Source organism: Collimonas fungivorans (assembly GCF_028292705.1).
Lineage (GTDB): Bacteria > Pseudomonadota > Gammaproteobacteria > Burkholderiales > Burkholderiaceae_D > Collimonas > Collimonas fungivorans_B.
This window is the reverse complement of the sequence record NZ_JAQGLV010000286.1, coordinates 1-17,652: the sequence shown is the minus strand read 5'-3', so window position 1 is coordinate 17,652 and position 17,652 is coordinate 1. Positions and strand designations below refer to the sequence as shown.

Genomic DNA, 17,652 nt, shown 5'->3' with positions numbered 1-17,652 from the left:
AAAGACATCGAGAAGCTGATCAAGCGCGAATTGCCGAAGGAAGTGGTTGCCGGTTTTGAACCCGATCCGAACGCACGCGCCCAGCCGATACAGCTGCGCAGCGGCGGTGGCGGCGGCAATCGCGGTGCTGGCGGTGGTGGCGGCGGACGTGGACGCCAGGGCGCGGCGCCTGGCGTCAAGCCAAGCCAGGGACCATCACGCGGCCATGGCGGCGGCAATGGCGCCGCACCGCGTCCTGCGGCTCCACGCCGTTCGGGCGGCCGCGGCCGCTAAGCAGCAGCCAATGCGATGCCGGCCGGGCCGGCATCGCCAATTCAGCCTCCCTTCCTATCTGATTCAGTTCAGGCAATCAAACAAGCCGTCAAAGATCGTCCTGTTCGTGCCCGGCAACGGCGCGCGCAGCGGGCTGTCGCCTGCCAGCGCGCTGTAGAACGTCGCTACCGGCGTCTGCGCCGCCAGCGGCGTGCGGCAAGCCCAGGTGCGGGCATCGACCACGACCTTGCCGCTGGCGGCGTCGATCTCGGCATTGCTGGCTGCGAACGTCCACACACACTCCCCCATCATGCCGTCGGCCTGCTGCACCGAACAGCGGTAGCGCAAAGCCTGCATATTGCTGAATTCACCTTCGCAGATGGTGTCGCCGCAGATATAGTCAAAATCCCGCTGCAACCGCCGCTCCAGGTCATAGAACGCGTCCCAGCCCTGCCCTTGGCCAGGGTAGTCGACAGCATCGACATACGCTGCGGCGGTTGCCGCCGGCGCTGCACAGAACGTCAACGTACCGATCGTGCATAGCAAGGCCGCCATCCAGGCGGCAGACGGTAAATTATCGGATCGACTGGTTGCAACAGGCATGCGGTTCTCCCCAAGTTCAAGACGGCGATGACAGTAATATAATGTCATTAATGCATCATAATATTGGCAGGACAGGACCGCCAATAAGCGCACACCTAACTTGATCGTAAGGAAATTCCGGGAATGCAAGACGAGCGGATGACTCTGCGCACATGTACATGTTGCAGATGAAAAATTGCAAATTGGATTTCGACAACAGAATGTTGCAATGAAAAGACAGGCTAAAACTGGTCCGGCCGGAGGGAATCGAACCCCCAACATTTCGGGTAGAAGCCGAATGCTCTATCCAGTTGAGCTACGGCCGGAGTCTAAAACTGGTATACGCCTGTCGCCTTGATTCCGGTCGTGAGACCGATTATTGCAGAGCCTGCTTTTTATCAAGCACAAATGAAAAATGGGGCTGTCCGAAGACAGCCCCATTTTATTTTTTGGTCGGAGTACAAGGATTCGAACCTTGGACCCCCTGGTCCCAAACCAGGTGCGCTACCGGGCTGCGCTACACTCCGAGAAGCAAGATAATAAACAGTATTCCGATTTTTGTCAAATTTTTATACAGGAAAATTTTGAAATTCTGCTGCAAAAACCGACCCAATAACGGTACCGCCAAAAGCTTATCTGCTGAAAAACTTGAGAGACGGATTAGACCAGAATTTGGAAAAATATGCGAGAGAAAAACGCATATTCCGGCAAAATTTTCACCCTGCTTTTCATTCTGCTTAAAACATCGGCAAATCAGTGAAAAGAACCCGCGGCGCCACACAAAAATCGCCACGCCGAAATCATTTATAGAATTAATCAGTCCTGCCGCAGCGCCAGTTGCGCGCGCTGGAAACTCACTTTAAAACGGCTGCCCTTGCCATACTCGGAAGTGATTTCGAGGCGGCCGCGATGGCGCAGCAGGACGTGCTTCACGATCGCCAGGCCGAGGCCGGTTCCTTGCGTGGCGCGTGACCGGGTTTTGTCGACACGGTAGAAACGTTCGGTAAGCCGCCTCAGATGTTCGGCGGCGATGCCGATGCCATCGTCGGCCACAGTCAGGCTGGCGCATTCGTCTTCCATGCCCCAGCTGACATCGATGCGGCCGCCGTCCGGGGTATACCGGACCGCGTTCGAAAGCAGATTCGCAAACGCACTTTCCAGTTCATCGTGATTGCCTTTCAGGTCGACCTCCTGCACCTGCAAGGTGATGCTGTGCTTGCCGCCCGACAGCGCCCTGGCCTCCTCCACCAAACGATTCAGCAGCGGCTTGACGCGCACCGCATCGCTGGACGGCGGCTGCACCAGCGACTCCAGCCGGGTCAAGGTCAGCATGTCGGCCACCAGCCGTTGCATGCGCTGCCCTTGTTCCGCCATCAGGTGCAGCTGGCGCTGCCGGGTTTCCTCGCTCATCTCGCTGCTCAGCGCATGCTCGAGGAAGCCGTTGATGACCGTCAGCGGCGTGCGCAGCTCATGCGACGCATTGGCGATGAAGTCACGCCGCATGGTATCCATTTTTTCGTTTTGCGTGACATCGTGGGTGACCAGGATCTGGCGCCGGCTTTCGAATGAAATCAGCTGCACCAGGATTTTCCGGTCGTGATGCATGAACGGCAGAGGCTGTTCGAAACGCCCCGACAACATGTAATCGACGAAATCGGGAGAGCGTATCAGGTTGGTCAGCAAACGGCCCTCGTCGCGCGCCAGGTCCAGGCCCAGATGGGCTTGCGCCGCCGGATTGCACCACTCCAGGTGCATCACGCCGTCGACGATCACCACGCCGTCCGGCAGCAGGCTCATGGCTTGCCGGAAGCGCGCCAGCCATTCCGCCATGTCGGCGCGCGAGCGCTCGTCCTCCAGGCGGATGTCTTCCAGCGCGGCAAACGCATGCGCCCACAGGCCCCAGGTCTTGGGCCGGCGGCCGCCCACCGGCGTATCCATCCAGCGTTCGATCTGGTACAGCGACCACATCTGCAGGAATAGCAAGCCCGCCAGCGACAAGCTAAAGAACAACAGGCCGACGATAGCGCCACCAACCGCAGCCACCGCTACCGCAACCAGGGACAGCAGGCCAAACCAGAGCAGCGCCGGCACCCAGAATTTACGTGCGCTGCGGCTGCTGGCGACGGCTCCGGGGCTGGCTCCGGGTTTGGCTCCGGGTTTGGCTCTTGTCACGCTGCCGGCTCGGCGTTGAGCTTATAGCCGACGCCGCGCACGGTCTTGACGTAGTCGGCGGCAAGGCCAAGCGATTTGCGCAGCCGCATGATATGGACGTCGACCGTGCGCTCCTCGATGAACGTATGGTCGCCCCAGACTTTATCGAGCAGCTGCGCGCGCGAGAAAATCCGGTCCGGGTGCGCCACCAGGAAACGCAGCAACTTGAACTCGGCCTGGTCCAGTTCGATTTCCTGGCTGTCGACCGTGACCTGATAGCGATCGGTATCGATCTGGATCAAGCCGTGACTGAGCAGGCTTTGTCCGAGTTCCGGCACCTTGCGCCGTAACAGCGCCTGGATCCGGGCAATCAGTTCCTTGGGCGAAAACGGCTTGGTGACATAATCGTCGGCGCCGGCATTGAGGCCGCGCACCTTGTCCTCATCCATCCCCTTGGCCGTCAGCATGATGACCGGCAAGGTGGCGCTGCGCGGCTGGCTGCGCCACTCCTGCAACAAGGCCAGGCCGGAAGTATCAGGCAGCATCCAGTCCAGCAGCACAGCCTTGGGCAAGACGCCGACGATCGCTTGCCGCGCTTCGCTGGCGCTATAGGCAATCTCGCAGGAAAAGCCGGCGTCGTCGAGCGTGAACCGCAACAGCTCGGCGATGCCGGGTTCGTCTTCGACGATCAGGATGTGGGTTTGATATTTCGACATCGGCAATTAGCTCTATTCAGTAGAAGTCGATCATCAGGAATTCACTTTAGCGGCAATCCGGCGCGCCATCGCTTGCGCCAGGTCGGCATCCTTGGCCTCGACCATGACGCGGATCAGCGGCTCGGTGCCCGAAGCGCGGATCAGCACGCGGCCGTTGTCGCCGAGCTCGCGCTCGACCGCTTCCGTCTCCGCCACCATCGCCGGATTCTTCTGCCAGTCGAAACCCGCGCTCACCTTCACGTTGACCAGGGTTTGCGGATAGAGCGCGATATCGGCAGTCAGCTGCGCCAGCGTTTCACCGTCGCGCTTCAATGCCGACAGCACCTGCAAGGCCGACACGATGCCGTCGCCGGTCGTATGCTTGTCCAGGCACAGCAGATGGCCCGAGCCTTCGCCGCCCAGGATCCAGCCGCGCTCTTTCATCACTTCCAGCACGTAACGGTCGCCGACTTTGGCCCGTGCGAATTCCACGCCCATATTGCGGAACGCCACTTCCAGCGCCATGTTGGTCATCAAGGTGCCGACTGCGCCTTTGACCGGCCCGGTCTTCATGCGGTCCTTGACCATCACATACAACAGCTCGTCGCCATTGTAGATGCGGCCGCCGGCGTCCACCATCAGCAGGCGGTCGGCGTCGCCGTCCAGCGCGATGCCGATGTCTGCGCGGTTGGAGCGCACCGCCAGCGCCAGCGCGTCCGGCGCGGTGGCGCCGAAGCCGGCATTGATGTTGAAGCCGTTAGGCTGGTTGCCGATGGAAATGACTTCCGCCCCCAGCTCGTGGAATACGTGCGGCGCAATATGGTAAGCAGCGCCATGGGCGCTGTCGACCACGATGGTCAGTCCGCGCAGGTCGAGCTCATTGGGGAAAGTGCTTTTGCAGAATTCGATGTAGCGTCCGGCAGCATCATCCAGGCGTCTTGCCTTGCCCAGTTTATCCGATGCGACGCAAGCCATCGGCAGCTCCAGCGCATCTTCGATCGCGGTTTCCACCGCATCCGGCAGCTTGTTGCCCTGCGCCGAGAAAAATTTGATGCCGTTGTCTTCATACGGGTTATGCGAGGCTGAAATCACCACCCCGGCCGACAGCCGCAACGCCCGCGTCAGGTAAGCAATCGCCGGCGTAGGCATAGGGCCCGCCAGCATCACGTCGACGCCGGCGGCGGCAAAACCTGCCTCCAGCGCGGCTTCCAGCATATAGCCGGAGACCCGGGTATCTTTGCCTATCAGCACGGTTGGCTTGCCGCCGCCCGATTTGGCCTGGGCCAGCACTTTACCGGCAGCGTAACCCAGCTTCATTACAAAATCCGGCGTAATCGGCGCTACGCCGACACGGCCGCGCACACCATCGGTACCAAAATATTTTCTTGTCATCTCAACCTTCAGTCACATGCATTTCAATCATAACCGTCTTGCAACTTACTCCCTAACGGGTCTTATATCCGCTGCGCTGCCTGCCATACCTTGAGCGCGTCTACAGTCTCGGCCACATCATGCACCCGGACTATCTTAGCACCCTGGGAAACCGCCGCCAAAGCCGCTGCCAGGCTGCCGGCAAGGCGCCGTTCCAGTGCTTTGCCGGTCAGCTCGCCCAGCATGGTTTTACGCGACATCCCGGCCAGCAAAGGCAGGTCCAGGGCACGTTGAATATCCCCCATGCTTTGCAACAATGCAACATTATGCGCCAAGGTCTTGCCAAAACCAAAGCCTGGATCGATGCTGATGCGATTCCTGCTTATCCCGGCCTGCTCCAGCGTGGTTACCCGCTCTTGCAGGAAAGCGCTGACTTCGGCCACCACATCGTGGTATTCGGGCTTGACCTGCATGGTTTGCGGGTCGGCCTGCATGTGCATGACGCACAGGCCGCAATCGCTGTCGCTCACTGCTTCCAGCGCGCCGGGTGTGCGAAAACCGTTGATATCGTTGATCAGGTCGGCGCCGGCGGCGAGCGCTTCGCGCATCACGGCTGGCTTGTAGGTATCGATGGAGAGCGGCTTGCCGCAATCGCGCAGGGCGTAGATGGCGGGCATGACGCGGTCCAGCTCTTCTTCCAGCGACAGCGCCGGGCTGCCGGGACGGCTCGATTCGCCGCCGATGTCGATGATGTCGACACCGTCGGCGATCATCTGCTCCGCGTGCGACAAGGCGAATTCGAGGGAGTGGAACTGCCCGCCATCGGAAAACGAATCGGGGGTGATGTTAAGTATGCCCATCACCAGCGGCCGCGCCTGCGGCGTGTTGACCGGCAGCCGATAGCGGCCGCATTGAAAATATTGTTGCATATATGAAATTAAATTGAAGGCGCGAAAGGCACGAAAATAAACAAAAAGGGCGAGGATTGCTCCTCACCCTTGCTGACAGTTATTTCACAAGCTGCGACGCCAGAGGCGCTCCGGACCGGATCAGGCCGGCGCGGTGGCATTCGGCGAAACACCGCCGGATGGATTGTCGCCGGGCGCTTTGCGCACCGAGCTGCCGGCTTTCGGCAGGCGTGGCTCGAGGCCTTCCATGATGTCGTTGATCTGGTCGGCGTCGATGGTTTCCCAGTCCAGCAGGGCCTTGGTCATTGCTTCGACCTTATCCTTGTTTTCTTCCAGCAGGCGGCGCGACAAGGCGTATTGCTGGTCGAGGATGCTGCGGATCTCGGCATCGACTTTTTGCTGGGTGGCTTCCGACACCGTTTTCGAGGACGAACGGCCGAAGTATGCATCCTGCTCGGTATCTTCGTAGACCATGGTGCCCAGGGTCTCGGACATGCCGTAACGCGTCACCATTGCCCGTGCCAGCTTGGTGGCGCGTTCAAAGTCGTTCGAAGCGCCAGTCGACATCTGGTGCATGAAAATCTCTTCTGAAATACGGCCGCCGAACAGGATGGCGATTTCTTCCAGCATCTTGTCCTTGTACATGTTGACGCGGTCATGCTCAGGCAATTGCCAGGTCAGGCCCAGAGCAAAGCCGCGCGGCATGATGGTGACCTTGTGCACCGGATCGGCCTTCGGCAGCAGTTTGGCGACCACGGCATGGCCGGATTCGTGATACGCCGTATTGCGGCGTTCTTCTTCACGCATCACTGCAGACTTGCGCTCAGGACCCATGACGATCTTGTCCTTGGCATCCTCGAAATCCTGCATCTCTACCAGGCGCTTGGCGCGGCGTGCAGCAAACAGGGCCGCTTCATTGACCAGGTTGGCCAGGTCGGCGCCCGAAAAACCAGGCGTGCCGCGGGCCAGGATATCGGCCTTGACGTCGGTCGAAATCGGCACCTTGCGCATGTGGACGTTCAAGATCTGTTCGCGGCCGCGGATATCCGGCAGGCCGACCACGACCTGACGGTCGAAACGGCCCGGACGCAGCAGAGCCTTGTCCAGCACGTCGGAACGGTTGGTGGCAGCGATCACGATGACGCCGGAATTGGCCTCGAAGCCGTCCATCTCGACCAGCATCTGGTTCAGAGTCTGCTCGCGCTCATCATTGCCGCCGCCCATGCCGGCGCCGCGATGGCGGCCGACTGCATCGATTTCATCGATGAAGATAATGCACGGAGCATGCTTCTTGGCGTTTTCGAACATGTCGCGCACGCGCGACGCGCCGACGCCGACGAACATTTCAACGAAATCCGAACCGGAAATGGTGAAAAACGGGACTTTGGCTTCGCCGGCAATCGCACGGGCCAGCAAAGTCTTACCGGTACCCGGTGGGCCAACCAGCAAGACGCCGTGCGGAATACGGCCGCCCAGTTTCTGGAATTTGGTAGGGTCACGCAGGAAATCGACCAGCTCGGACACTTCTTCCTTGGCCTCATCGCAACCGGCAACATCGCCAAAAGTAACGGTATTGCTGTTTTCGTCCAGCATGCGCGCCTTCGACTTGCCGAACGAGAACGCCCCGCCCTTGCCGCCGCCCTGCATCTGTCGCATGAAGAAGATCCAGACCCCGAGCAACAGGATCATCGGGAACCAGGAAATGAAGATCTGCTGCAGGAACGATGGTTCTTCCGGCTGCTTGACTTCGAATTTGACGTTGTTGTTGACCAAGTCGCCGATCAAGCCGCGATCCAGCGCCGTAATGGCGGTTTTCACTTTCTTGCCGTCCGAAGTGCTGGCGACAATGTTGCCGCCTTCAATCGTCGCATCGGTGATATGCCCGGCCCGGATTTCAGTGATCAGATCGGAATAGGCAATCGGCCCTGCGCCGCTGGCCATTCCGCGGCCGTCGAACTGCTTGAATACGGTGAAAAGCACCAGGGCGATGACCACCCAGATGGCGGCTTTGGAAAACATGTTGTTCACTAGAACTCCTTGGACGCGCTGCGCGCCTATTTTTAGGTACAGCTTCGAGGTACGGCTTCGAGGTATTCCTTAGATTTTACTCGGAATAGATACGGCTTGCTAGGCAGGATATGTGGCCGTACCTACGATAAATCAAGGAAAACTTGCTATTTAGCGCGGATTTTTCAATATTTTGCCAAGCAAGAAGATTTCCGAGGACTTGTCGCGGCTGGCTTTGGGCTTCCTGGAAGCCACGGTTTTGAATTCCTGGCGGAATTTCATCAGCACCTCATTGTAGCCGGTGCCGTTGAAACATTTAGCCAGCAAGGCGCCGCCGGGCTTCATGTGCTGCTGCGAAAACTCAATTGCCAAATCGATAATTTCCTCGACCCGCGCCGCATCGGAGATGGCGATGCCGGACAGGTTGGGCGCCATGTCGGACAAGACCAGGTCCACCTTGCGCCCCTCCAGCAGGCGCTCCAGCTGGCGCAGGCTGTCCGCCTCGCGGAAGTCGCCCTGGATGAAATGGACGTCGGCAATCGGCTCCATCGGCAGGATGTCGAGGCCGATGATCATGCCGTGGATGCCGCCGCCGTCCTGGCCGGACAGCTTGTTGCGGGCATATTGCGACCAGCTGCCCGGAGTCGACCCGAGGTCGACGATGATCTGGCCAGGCTTGATCAGCTTGTCCAGTTCATCGATTTCTTTCAGCTTGTAAGCGGCCCTTGCACGATAGCCTTCTTTCTGCGCCAGCTTCACGTAAGGATCGTTAATGTGGTCGTGCAGCCAGTTTTTGTTTAATTTCTTCTTTGCCATTCGCGTAGAATACCGTTTTTAAGGAATTTTTATGTTGAAACTTACATCCGCCGAGCGTAGCGAGCTCCGTTCCCAAGCCCACGGACTGAATCCGGTGGTCCTGATCAGCGAAGATGGCTTGAAACCGTCCCTGATGAAAGAGATCGATGCCAGCCTGAATTCGCACGGCCTGATTAAAGTGCGTGTATTCGGTGATGATCGCGAGGCACGGATTGCCATCTACGAAACTATTTGCGAAAAACTCGGCGCCGCGCCGGTTCAGCATATCGGCAAGCTGCTGGTCCTGTACCGTCCGCAAAAAGATGCAGCCAAGGAGCGCAGCGAAACCCGCGGCAAGGGCATGCGTGAAGTCACCATCGTCAAGCCTAGCCCGAGCGGCACCAAGCGGCCATCGGTGACCAAGGTCATGGTAAAAGGCAATGAACGCGTGACCCAGGGCGGCAACATCAAGCGCGCCAAACCGCGTCAGAAAAGCAGCAAGAAATCAGCCTTGGGCCGTTAATGTCCGCCGCTTCGGCAAGTACTGCAGTTTGCGAAGGCGGCCATCAGTGGGGCAGCCTAGCGCAAACTGCGCAACCGTAAAATAAGCCCCACTCCCAGCAAGCTCTGGATCAGGTAGATGCCGCTGGCGACGCCATGCAGGATGCCGAACCGAGTCTGCGCATCGGCGCTCATGACAGCGCCGGCAGCCGCTTCCCGCAAATCCGCCATGAACGGCTGGATGCCGAAATAACCGACCAAAGTGCATACCAGCATGGCCAGCGCCAGCCGCAGCAAGGTCTTGCGCAGCGGCGCTGCATCGTCGTGGGTACGGTAACTGAACAACATGACCAGGGCTATCCCGCAGGCCACGGACAGCCACGCCTCGATCCTGAACACGCTGCCGGCGATGGTGCCGGCCAGTGCGCGGTCGGCCAAGGTCGCGAACAAGGTCGGCGCAACCAGGTAACCCACCGTCCATAAGCTGCCCACCCACAAAGTGGCGATCAACAGTCTGAGTCTTACTACAAGCATTGCCACTCCCGGTTTTCCGTTGAAACGGCAGGCGTTCGCCGCCTGCCCTGCCAGACTGTTTAGATGTAACGGACTTCCAGGATCTCGTATTCACGGATGCCGGACGGCGCCTGCACGCCGACCACGTCGCCGGCGGTCTTGCCGATCAGCGCGCGGGCAATCGGCGAAGTGACGGAAACCTTGGACATCTTGATGTCGGCTTCGTCGGTGCCGACGATTTGATAAGTGACCTTGTCGCCCGATTCCAGGTCTTCCAGATCGACCGTAGAGGCAAACACCACGCGCCCGTCCGCATCCAGGGTTGCCGGGTCAATAATCTGCGCGGCGCCCAGCTTCCCTTCCAGGTCGGCAATCCGGCCTTCGACAAAACCTTGCCGCTCTTTCGCCGCATCGTAATCCGCGTTTTCCGAAAGATCGCCATGTGCGCGCGCTTCCGCGATGGCCTTGATGACAGCCTGACGCTCTTTGGTTTTCAAATGATGCAACTCATCTTTCAACAATTGCGCGCCATGCTTGGTAAGAGGTACTGAGCTCATAGGGATGGTATTCAACAAATATAAATAGGGTTTATCACGCACACGACAAAAGGTCACGGAGGTCAAAAACGCACCAGTGCGCTTTTGACCTCCGCAGGAACTTCTGTAGCTAAATTGTACGTTTCGGCGGCTGCCAGGCATGCGATTGCGTGCCCGGAAGCGATTCAGGATGCGCCTAGACGCATCCTGATCTGACCTTAGTGTAAGGTTTTATGCAGCCCTTGTAAATCATAGACATGCAACTCGTCCAAATGGCGCATGCCTTCGACCGCAGCCTCTGCGCCGGCGATCGTTGTGTAGGTGGTTGCGTGGGCCGCCAGCGCCGAAGTACGGATCGCCCGCGAATCGACGATCGCGCTGCGTTTTTCTTCGACGGTATTGATCACCAATGAAATTTCATTGTTCTTGATCATGTCGACCACGTGCGGACGCCCTTCCACCACCTTGTTGACGGTTTCCACCGGGATGCCGGCAGCGCTGATGGCCGCTGCCGTGCCCTTGGTCGCCACCACCGAGAAGCCGAGCGCCACCAGGTCCTTGGCGACCTGCACCGCGCGCGGCTTGTCGCTGCCCTTGACGCTGAGGAACACCTTGCCCGACTTCGGCAGCTTGATGCCGGCGCCCAGCTGCGACTTGACGAACGCTTCGCCGAAGGTCTTGCCGACGCCCATCACTTCGCCGGTGGACTTCATTTCCGGTCCGAGGATGGTATCCACGCCCGGGAATTTGACGAACGGGAAAACCGCTTCCTTGACGCTGAAGTACTTCGGCACGACTTCGTCCTTGATGCCCTGGCTGTCGAGCGACTGGCCGACCATGCAGCGGGCGGCGATCTTGGCCAGCTGCAGGCCGGTCGCCTTGGATACGAACGGCACGGTGCGGGAAGCGCGCGGATTGACTTCCAGCACAAACACGACATCCTGGCCGTCGATCTGCTGGATCGCAAACTGCACGTTCATCAAGCCGACCACGCTCAAGCCCTTGGCCATCAGCGCTGTCTGCCGCTTGATTTCTTCAATGGTAGCCGGAGCCAGCGAATAAGGCGGCAGCGAACAAGCCGAGTCGCCAGAGTGCACGCCAGCCTGTTCGATATGTTCCATGACGCCGCCGATGAAAGTGCGGTCGCCGTCGGACAAACAATCGACGTCGACTTCGATAGCGTCGTTCAGGAAGCGGTCCAGCAGCACCGGCGAATCGTGCGACACCTTGACGGCTTCGCGCATATAACGCTCGAGGTCGCGCTGCTCATGGACGATTTCCATCGCGCGGCCGCCCAATACATAGGATGGACGCACCACCAGCGGATAGCCGATTTCCTGCGCCAGGCGCAAGGCATCTTCTTCAGTGCGCGCAGTGCGGTTAGGCGGCTGGCGCAAGTTCAGGTCGTGCAGCAGTTTCTGGAAACGCTCGCGGTCTTCGGCGGCGTCGATCATGTCGGGCGAGGTGCCGACGATAGGCACGCCGTTGGCTTCCAGGTCGAGCGCCAGCTTCAGCGGAGTCTGGCCACCGTACTGCACGATCACGCCGTACGGCTTTTCCTTGTCGACGATTTCCAGTACGTCTTCCAGCGTCACCGGCTCGAAATACAGGCGGTCCGAAGTGTCGTAGTCGGTCGATACGGTTTCCGGATTGCAGTTGACCATGATGGTCTCGTAGCCGTCTTCGCGCATCGCCAGCGCCGCATGGACGCAGCAGTAATCGAATTCAATGCCCTGGCCGATACGGTTAGGACCGCCGCCCAGCACCATGATCTTTTTCTTGTTGGTCGGGTTCGATTCGCACTCTTCCTCGTAGGTCGAATACATGTAGGCGGTATTGGTCGAAAACTCGCCGGCGCAGGTATCGACCCGCTTGTAGACCGGACGGATATTCAAGGCCAGGCGCTTCTTGCGGACGTCGGTATCGGTGGTCTTCAGCAGCTTGGCCAGGCGGCGGTCGCCAAAACCCTTTTGCTTGAGGCGGAACAGCGTGTCGCGGTCCAGCGCTTCCAGCGTCTGGCTGTTTTCCAGCCACAGTTCGATATCGACGATTTCCTTGATCTGCGACAGGAACCACGGATCGATATGGGTCAGCTGATGCACTTCTTCCAGCGTGAAGCCCTGGGCGAACGCGTCGCCCACATACCAGATGCGGTCCGGGCCCGGTTCGCCGAGTTCTTCTTCGATGACTTCGCGGTCCTGGGTCTTTTCGTTCATGCCGTCAACGCCGACTTCAAGGCCGCGCAAGGCTTTCTGGAACGATTCCTGGAAGGTGCGGCCGATCGCCATCACCTCGCCCACCGATTTCATCTGGGTGGTCAGGTGGTTGTCGGCAGTCGGGAATTTTTCAAACGCAAAACGCGGGATCTTGGTGACCACGTAATCGATCGAAGGCTCGAACGATGCAGGCGTGGCGCCGCCGGTGATTTCATTGCGCAGTTCGTCCAGCGTGAAACCCACGGCCAGCTTGGCCGCGATCTTGGCGATCGGGAAACCGGTCGCCTTCGACGCCAGCGCCGAAGAACGCGATACGCGCGGATTCATTTCGATCACGATCATGCGGCCGTCGGCCGGGTTGACCGAAAACTGCACGTTGGAGCCACCGGTATCGACGCCGATTTCACGCAGCACCGCCAGCGAGGCGTTACGCATGATCTGGTATTCCTTGTCGGTCAGCGTCTGCGCCGGCGCCACGGTGATCGAGTCGCCGGTATGCACGCCCATCGGATCCAGGTTTTCGATCGAGCAGACGATGATGCAGTTGTCCGCCTTGTCGCGCACCACTTCCATCTCGTACTCTTTCCAGCCGATCAGCGATTCTTCGATCAGCAGTTCCTTGGTCGGTGAGGCTTCCAGGCCGCGCTTGCAGATGGTTTCGAACTCTTCCGCGTTGTAGGCGATGCCGCCGCCGGTGCCGCCCATGGTGAACGAAGGACGGATGATGACCGGGAAACCGAGTTCCTTCTGCACGCCCCATGACTCTTCCATGGTGTGGGCGACGCCGGAACGGGCCGAACCGAGGCCGATCTTGGTCATCGCTGCCTTGAACTTGGAGCGGTCTTCGGCCTTGTCGATGGCTTCCGGCGAAGCGCCGATCAGCTCAACCTTGTATTTTTCCAGGATGCCGTGGCGATGCAGGTCGAGCGCGCAGTTCAGCGCAGTCTGGCCGCCCATGGTCGGCAGGATCGCGTCCGGCTTTTCCTTGGCGATAATGCGCTCCACTGCCTGCCAGGTGATCGGCTCGATGTAGGTGACGTCGGCCATTTCCGGGTCGGTCATGATGGTTGCCGGGTTGCTGTTGACCAGGATTACCTTGTAACCCTCTTCACGCAGCGCCTTGCAGGCCTGCGCGCCGGAGTAGTCGAACTCGCAAGCCTGGCCGATGATGATCGGGCCGGCGCCGATGATCAGGATGTTTTTTAAATCACTACGCTTAGGCATTTTTATTTTTCTCCAACATCGTTTGATTCATCAATTGAATGAAACGATCGAACAAGGGGGCGATGTCATGCGGGCCGGGCGACGCTTCCGGGTGGCCCTGGAAGCAGAATGCCGGCTTGTCGGTGCGGGCAAAACCCTGCAGCGAACCGTCGAACAAGGAAACGTGGGTCACCCGGCAGTTGGCCGGCAAGGTCGCGCCATCCACGGCAAAACCGTGGTTTTGCGAAGTGATCAGCACTTGCTTGCTGTCCAGGTCCTGCACCGGATGGTTGGCGCCGTGGTGGCCGAACTTCATCTTCAGCGTCTTGGCGCCGGAAGCCAGCGCCATGATCTGGTGGCCGAGGCAGATGCCGAAAGTCGGCACGCCGCGCTCGATCAGTTCCTTGGTGGCGGCAATCGCGTAGTCGCAAGGTTCAGGGTCGCCCGGGCCGTTGGACAGGAAAATCCCGTCCGGATTGAGCGCCAGCGCATCGGCGGCCGAGGCTTGCGCCGGCAGCACAGTGATCTTGCAGCCGCGTTGCGCCAGCATGCGCAGGATGTTGAACTTGACGCCGTAGTCAAACGCCACCACGTGATATTTGGGGGTGATCTGCTGGTCGTAGCCGCGGCCCAGGCGCCATTCGGTTTCGCTCCAGCTGTAGGCCTTGGTGGTCGACACCACCTTGGCCAGGTCCATGCCGGCCAGACCGGGGAAACCACGCGCCAGTTCCAGCGCCTTGGCGGTAGCGGCAGCGATATCCTGCTCGCCGGCGACGATGGCGCCGCCCTGCGCGCCCTTTTCGCGCAAAATGCGCGTCAGCTTGCGGGTATCGATGCCGGCGATGGCGACGATATTCGACTCTTGCAGGTAGGCGTCCAGGGTCTTGGTGGAGCGGAAATTCGACACCAGGCGCGGCAGGTCGCGGATGATGAGGCCGGCGGCGTGGATTTGCGAAGACTCGACATCCTCTTCATTGACGCCGGTATTGCCGATATGCGGATAAGTAAGGGTGACGATCTGGCGGCTGTAGCTTGGATCGGTGAGGATTTCCTGGTAACCGGTCATGGCGGTATTGAATACGACTTCGCCAGTCGTATGACCGGCAGCGCCAATTGAAATACCTTGGAAAATCGTCCCATCTGCTAGCGCGAGGATGGCCGGTACGGTGAGGCCAGAAAAAAATGGCTGCAAGGGGTAACTCCTGATGTTGTTACCGCCGCTGCGCTGCGCCAAACGACCGCTATGAAACCCCAAACAGTGTTGATTTGGCGGCTTTATTAGTCTTTTTGGGACGAGATGGAAGGTGGTATGCGCTACGGCGGAGTAAATTGGGCTAAACCCTGCAATTATAGCCGACAACGACCTCCCCGGCAATCCGATCAGACGCCAAGCTGAGGGTTTTTGTATAAATAATTAGGAAAGATATGCGGCGGATATGCAGCGATGATGCAATTGACAACTTTACTGACAAACAGCGCAAGGACGTGGGCGCCATTGTCAACATCGCTGCCAATATTGGTCAGCTTGCGGGTCCGGCATTCCGAGCCCGCAAGAATTCGGCTTAAACGTTCAATTAAGCGCTCAAGGCGGCAATGCCGGCCTTGGCGATTTGCACGTCTTCGCTCGACTTCACGCCGGAAACGCCGACTGCACCAAGATATTCACCGCCGACCACGATAGGCACGCCGCCTTCCAGCAAACCTTCCAGGTTTGGTGCGGTAATGAACGAGAAACGACCATTGTTGATCATGTCTTCGTAAATCTTCGATTCGCGCTGGCCCAAAGCCGCCGTCTTCGCCTTGGCCGGCGAAATATGGGCCGAAATCGGCGCGCAGCCGTCCATGCGCTGCAGCCACAGCAGGTGACCGCCTTCGTCAACGATGGAAATTGTCACCGCCCAGTGGTTCTTCACGGCCTCAGCCTCTGCAGCCGCAGCGATTTTCTTGACATCGTCGAGTGTCAGCACTTGTTTCGATTTCATTTTTGCTCCTTGTGAAATAACTGAATATTGTACTTTAGTGCTCTGCAATAGGCATCTGCGCCGCCGGCATTCCCGCCAGATTATTTCTGGCGCAGCACTGGCGCAATATTTGCTTCATGGAAAACCGAACTATAGGAATTTTCCTGACGCCGCTCGGATTTATCCGACTTTAATTATTTAAATGACATGATATAGTTCTGCCCCTTCGCCTGCCAAGTTTGACAGGCACCTCTTATTCACTTACATTCGTGCGATCGTAATGTCCCAAAGCCCACCCATAACGATGACGATCAAAGAAGCCTTCCCGCTATTCCAGACCTTCGCACTCGCCTGCGCGCTGCTTGCCGGCTTATGGTTATGCAGCCCTGCCCGCGCTTCCGATATCACCGATATCGACATGCGGCCGCAGCCGAGCAGCACCCGCAGCAAACTCCAGCAATTTACCGATCGGGCGTCGGAACTGGCCGTGAGCGCGATGGGCATGATCGGCATTCACTACAAATACGGCGGCAACAACCCGGAAAACGGCCTCGATTGCAGCGGCCTGGTACGTTATGTGTTCAAGGATGCATGGGGCGTCAACGTTCCGCGTACTGCCGCGGAACTGAGCCGCAGCGGCGAAAAAATCGACAAGCAGGACCTGAAGCCCGGCGACCTGGTGTTCTATAACACCCTGCGCCGCAGTTTCTCCCACGTCGGCATTTACCTGGGCGACAACAAATTCATCCACGCCCCATCCACCGGCGGCAAAGTCCGCATCGAAAGCATGGACCTGGCTTACTGGAAATCGCGCTTCAATGGCGCGCGCCGCATCAACGATCCGGATCCTGACAGCGATAACCATCAGTAATCAATGTCTTCAGCAAGGCCCCTGCCAGTCCATGACTGCCAGGGGCTTTTTCTTTCCCTCGCCGGTCTTCTGGGCAGTCATCCGATTGACTGCAGGTGCAGCGCCCCAACCCGGCTTTTATTCCTCGCGCTTTTCCTTCAGCTTCTTCTTGATGGCCGCCATCTGCGCCATCGCCGCCTGCTCGCCGGCCAGGATCGCGGTATTGCGTGCGGCGAAATCGTTGCCCTTCATCGCTCCCAGGTCCGGACGGATGACAATGTCCGCGTCTTTCAATTCATAGCTGTTGATGCTTTGCCCCATGATGGCGAAAGTCTGCAGCAATACATCGACCGAGCTGGAGGCGGCCTGCACCTCCGGCGAAGCCGAAATATTCACCGCAATCACGAAATCCGCTCCCATTTCGTGCGCAAAACGCACCGGCACCGGCGACACCAGGCCGCCGTCGACGTACAGGTGGCCGCCGATAGTCACCGACTGGAACACGCCCGGCACCGCAGAAGATGCCCGCACCGCGACGCCGGTGTTACCGCGACGGAACAGGATGGGCGCGCCGCTGTTCAGATCGGTGGCAACCGCGCCAAACGGGATTTTCAGCTTTTCGATAGGGACATTGTGGATGGTCTTGTTGACGTAATTCTGGATCGCCTCGCCCTTCAGCACACCGCTGACCTTGGCAAAAAACGGCACGGACCAGTCAGAGATGGCGGCCTCGTCCATTTGCAAGGCGATCTTCTGCAGCGCAAAGCCGTTATTGCCGGCTGCGTACAGTGCGCCGACCACGCTGCCGGCGCTAGTGCCGACCACGATATCGGGCACGATCCCCTGCGCTTCCAGCGCCTTGATCACGCCGATATGGGCAAACCCGCGGGCAGCGCCGCCGCCCAGCGCCAGGCCGATCTTGACTGGCCTGGGGACTTTCGGCTGGACCACCGGGACGACGGCCACCGGCGGTATCTGCGGAGCGACCGGGTTGCTGCCGCAGGCAGCCAGCAAAACGCATAGGACAAGACTCAGGGGCGGCAGTAAACGTGGCAAGGACATGACAGTGGCGGAAACCCGGCAAGATGGAGGAGAAGCGCAAACACTGTCA

15 protein-coding genes, 2 tRNA genes and 1 pseudogene are annotated in these 17,652 nt (G+C 59.1%); 3 read left to right on the top strand and 15 right to left on the bottom strand.

The window, feature by feature from the left end:
• Positions 1 to 273, top strand: a pseudogene (locus JWQ61_RS16015) (RNA helicase); the annotation flags it as partial.
• 63 nt (positions 274 to 336) lie between these two features.
• Here JWQ61_RS16015 and JWQ61_RS16010 read toward each other — a convergent pair.
• The 9 genes from JWQ61_RS16010 to JWQ61_RS15970 all read right to left on the bottom strand — a co-directional run bounded on the left by JWQ61_RS16010 (position 337) and on the right by JWQ61_RS15970 (position 8,782).
• Complete coding sequence (locus JWQ61_RS16010; protein ID WP_304361401.1) at positions 337 to 855, bottom strand: hypothetical protein; 519 nt, start codon at positions 853 to 855, stop codon at positions 337 to 339.
• Between the two features lie 228 nt (positions 856 to 1,083).
• Positions 1,084 to 1,160: transfer RNA gene (locus JWQ61_RS16005), tRNA-Arg, on the bottom strand.
• A gap of 124 nt (positions 1,161 to 1,284) precedes the next feature.
• Positions 1,285 to 1,361 (bottom strand) — tRNA-Pro (locus tag JWQ61_RS16000).
• A gap of 289 nt (positions 1,362 to 1,650) precedes the next feature.
• Positions 1,651 to 3,006: a phosphate regulon sensor histidine kinase PhoR gene (gene phoR, locus JWQ61_RS15995; protein WP_304361400.1), complete on the bottom strand. Its 1,356-nt coding sequence runs from the start codon at positions 3,004 to 3,006 to the stop codon at positions 1,651 to 1,653.
• A complete protein-coding gene (locus JWQ61_RS15990; protein WP_120235542.1) occupies positions 3,003 to 3,701 on the bottom strand; it encodes a winged helix-turn-helix domain-containing protein in 699 nt (232 codons plus the stop codon). Before JWQ61_RS15990 ends, phoR begins: the two co-directional genes overlap by 4 nt.
• Positions 3,702 to 3,734: 33 nt before the next feature.
• Complete coding sequence (glmM, locus tag JWQ61_RS15985; RefSeq protein WP_304361399.1) at positions 3,735 to 5,072, bottom strand: phosphoglucosamine mutase; 1,338 nt, start codon at positions 5,070 to 5,072, stop codon at positions 3,735 to 3,737.
• A gap of 62 nt (positions 5,073 to 5,134) precedes the next feature.
• Positions 5,135 to 5,980, bottom strand: a complete 846-nt coding sequence (gene folP, locus JWQ61_RS15980; RefSeq protein ID WP_304361398.1) for a dihydropteroate synthase — start codon at positions 5,978 to 5,980, stop codon at positions 5,135 to 5,137.
• A gap of 120 nt (positions 5,981 to 6,100) precedes the next feature.
• Positions 6,101 to 7,987, bottom strand: a complete 1,887-nt coding sequence (gene ftsH, locus JWQ61_RS15975; RefSeq protein WP_304361397.1) for an ATP-dependent zinc metalloprotease FtsH — start codon at positions 7,985 to 7,987, stop codon at positions 6,101 to 6,103.
• A gap of 150 nt (positions 7,988 to 8,137) precedes the next feature.
• Positions 8,138 to 8,782, bottom strand: coding sequence for an RlmE family RNA methyltransferase (locus JWQ61_RS15970; protein WP_014006478.1), 645 nt, complete (start codon positions 8,780 to 8,782; stop codon positions 8,138 to 8,140).
• Between the two features lie 31 nt (positions 8,783 to 8,813).
• On the opposite strand from JWQ61_RS15970, the gene JWQ61_RS15965 reads away from it, so the two are divergent.
• On the top strand, positions 8,814 to 9,284 hold the full coding sequence (locus tag JWQ61_RS15965; RefSeq protein ID WP_014006479.1) for a YhbY family RNA-binding protein: 471 nt from the start codon (positions 8,814 to 8,816) through the stop codon (positions 9,282 to 9,284).
• A gap of 56 nt (positions 9,285 to 9,340) precedes the next feature.
• Here JWQ61_RS15965 and JWQ61_RS15960 read toward each other — a convergent pair whose 3' ends face one another.
• The 5 genes from JWQ61_RS15960 to JWQ61_RS15940 all read right to left on the bottom strand — a co-directional run bounded on the left by JWQ61_RS15960 (position 9,341) and on the right by JWQ61_RS15940 (position 15,712).
• A complete protein-coding gene (locus JWQ61_RS15960; RefSeq protein ID WP_304361396.1) occupies positions 9,341 to 9,796 on the bottom strand; it encodes a DUF4149 domain-containing protein in 456 nt (151 codons plus the stop codon).
• Positions 9,797 to 9,855: 59 nt separating this feature from the next.
• The gene (gene greA / locus JWQ61_RS15955; RefSeq protein WP_041741955.1) at positions 9,856 to 10,332 is read right to left on the bottom strand and encodes a transcription elongation factor GreA; all 477 of its coding nucleotides are present in this window, start codon (positions 10,330 to 10,332) and stop codon (positions 9,856 to 9,858) included.
• Between the two features lie 197 nt (positions 10,333 to 10,529).
• The gene (carB, locus tag JWQ61_RS15950) at positions 10,530 to 13,751 is read right to left on the bottom strand and encodes a carbamoyl-phosphate synthase large subunit (protein WP_304361395.1); all 3,222 of its coding nucleotides are present in this window, start codon (positions 13,749 to 13,751) and stop codon (positions 10,530 to 10,532) included.
• Positions 13,744 to 14,922 carry a glutamine-hydrolyzing carbamoyl-phosphate synthase small subunit gene (gene carA, locus JWQ61_RS15945; protein ID WP_304361394.1) on the bottom strand — a complete coding sequence of 393 codons (1,179 nt, stop codon included), beginning with the start codon at positions 14,920 to 14,922 and terminating at the stop codon, positions 13,744 to 13,746. The genes carB and carA overlap by 8 nt, the downstream gene beginning before the upstream one ends.
• Positions 14,923 to 15,304: 382 nt before the next feature.
• Positions 15,305 to 15,712, bottom strand: a complete 408-nt coding sequence (locus JWQ61_RS15940; RefSeq protein WP_304361393.1) for a heme-binding protein — start codon at positions 15,710 to 15,712, stop codon at positions 15,305 to 15,307.
• A gap of 283 nt (positions 15,713 to 15,995) precedes the next feature.
• On the opposite strand from JWQ61_RS15940, the gene JWQ61_RS15935 reads away from it, so the two are divergent.
• Complete coding sequence (locus JWQ61_RS15935) at positions 15,996 to 16,562, top strand: C40 family peptidase (protein WP_304361392.1); 567 nt, start codon at positions 15,996 to 15,998, stop codon at positions 16,560 to 16,562.
• Between the two features lie 117 nt (positions 16,563 to 16,679).
• Here the strand turns inward: JWQ61_RS15935 and JWQ61_RS15930 are convergent, their stop codons facing one another.
• Positions 16,680 to 17,603, bottom strand: a complete 924-nt coding sequence (locus tag JWQ61_RS15930; RefSeq protein WP_304361402.1) for a patatin-like phospholipase family protein — start codon at positions 17,601 to 17,603, stop codon at positions 16,680 to 16,682.
• Between the last annotated feature and the right edge of the window lie 49 nt (positions 17,604 to 17,652).

Excerpts from the sequence above, each read along its gene's own strand:
- JWQ61_RS16010 (WP_304361401.1), bottom strand. The coding sequence starts at position 855 with ATGCCTGTTGCAACCAGTCGATCCGATAATTTACCGTCTGCCGCCTGG.
- JWQ61_RS15990 (WP_120235542.1), bottom strand. The coding sequence starts at position 3,701 with ATGTCGAAATATCAAACCCACATCCTGATCGTCGAAGACGAACCCGGC.
- glmM (WP_304361399.1), bottom strand. The coding sequence starts at position 5,072 with ATGACAAGAAAATATTTTGGTACCGATGGTGTGCGCGGCCGTGTCGGC.
- folP (WP_304361398.1), bottom strand. The coding sequence starts at position 5,980 with ATGCAACAATATTTTCAATGCGGCCGCTATCGGCTGCCGGTCAACACG.
- JWQ61_RS15970 (WP_014006478.1), bottom strand. The coding sequence starts at position 8,782 with ATGGCAAAGAAGAAATTAAACAAAAACTGGCTGCACGACCACATTAAC.
- JWQ61_RS15965 (WP_014006479.1), top strand. The coding sequence starts at position 8,814 with ATGTTGAAACTTACATCCGCCGAGCGTAGCGAGCTCCGTTCCCAAGCC.
- JWQ61_RS15960 (WP_304361396.1), bottom strand. The coding sequence starts at position 9,796 with ATGCTTGTAGTAAGACTCAGACTGTTGATCGCCACTTTGTGGGTGGGC.
- greA (WP_041741955.1), bottom strand. The coding sequence starts at position 10,332 with ATGAGCTCAGTACCTCTTACCAAGCATGGCGCGCAATTGTTGAAAGAT.
- carB (WP_304361395.1), bottom strand. The coding sequence starts at position 13,751 with ATGCCTAAGCGTAGTGATTTAAAAAACATCCTGATCATCGGCGCCGGC.
- JWQ61_RS15940 (WP_304361393.1), bottom strand. The coding sequence starts at position 15,712 with ATGAAATCGAAACAAGTGCTGACACTCGACGATGTCAAGAAAATCGCT.
- JWQ61_RS15935 (WP_304361392.1), top strand. The coding sequence starts at position 15,996 with ATGACGATCAAAGAAGCCTTCCCGCTATTCCAGACCTTCGCACTCGCC.
- JWQ61_RS15930 (WP_304361402.1), bottom strand. The coding sequence starts at position 17,603 with ATGTCCTTGCCACGTTTACTGCCGCCCCTGAGTCTTGTCCTATGCGTT.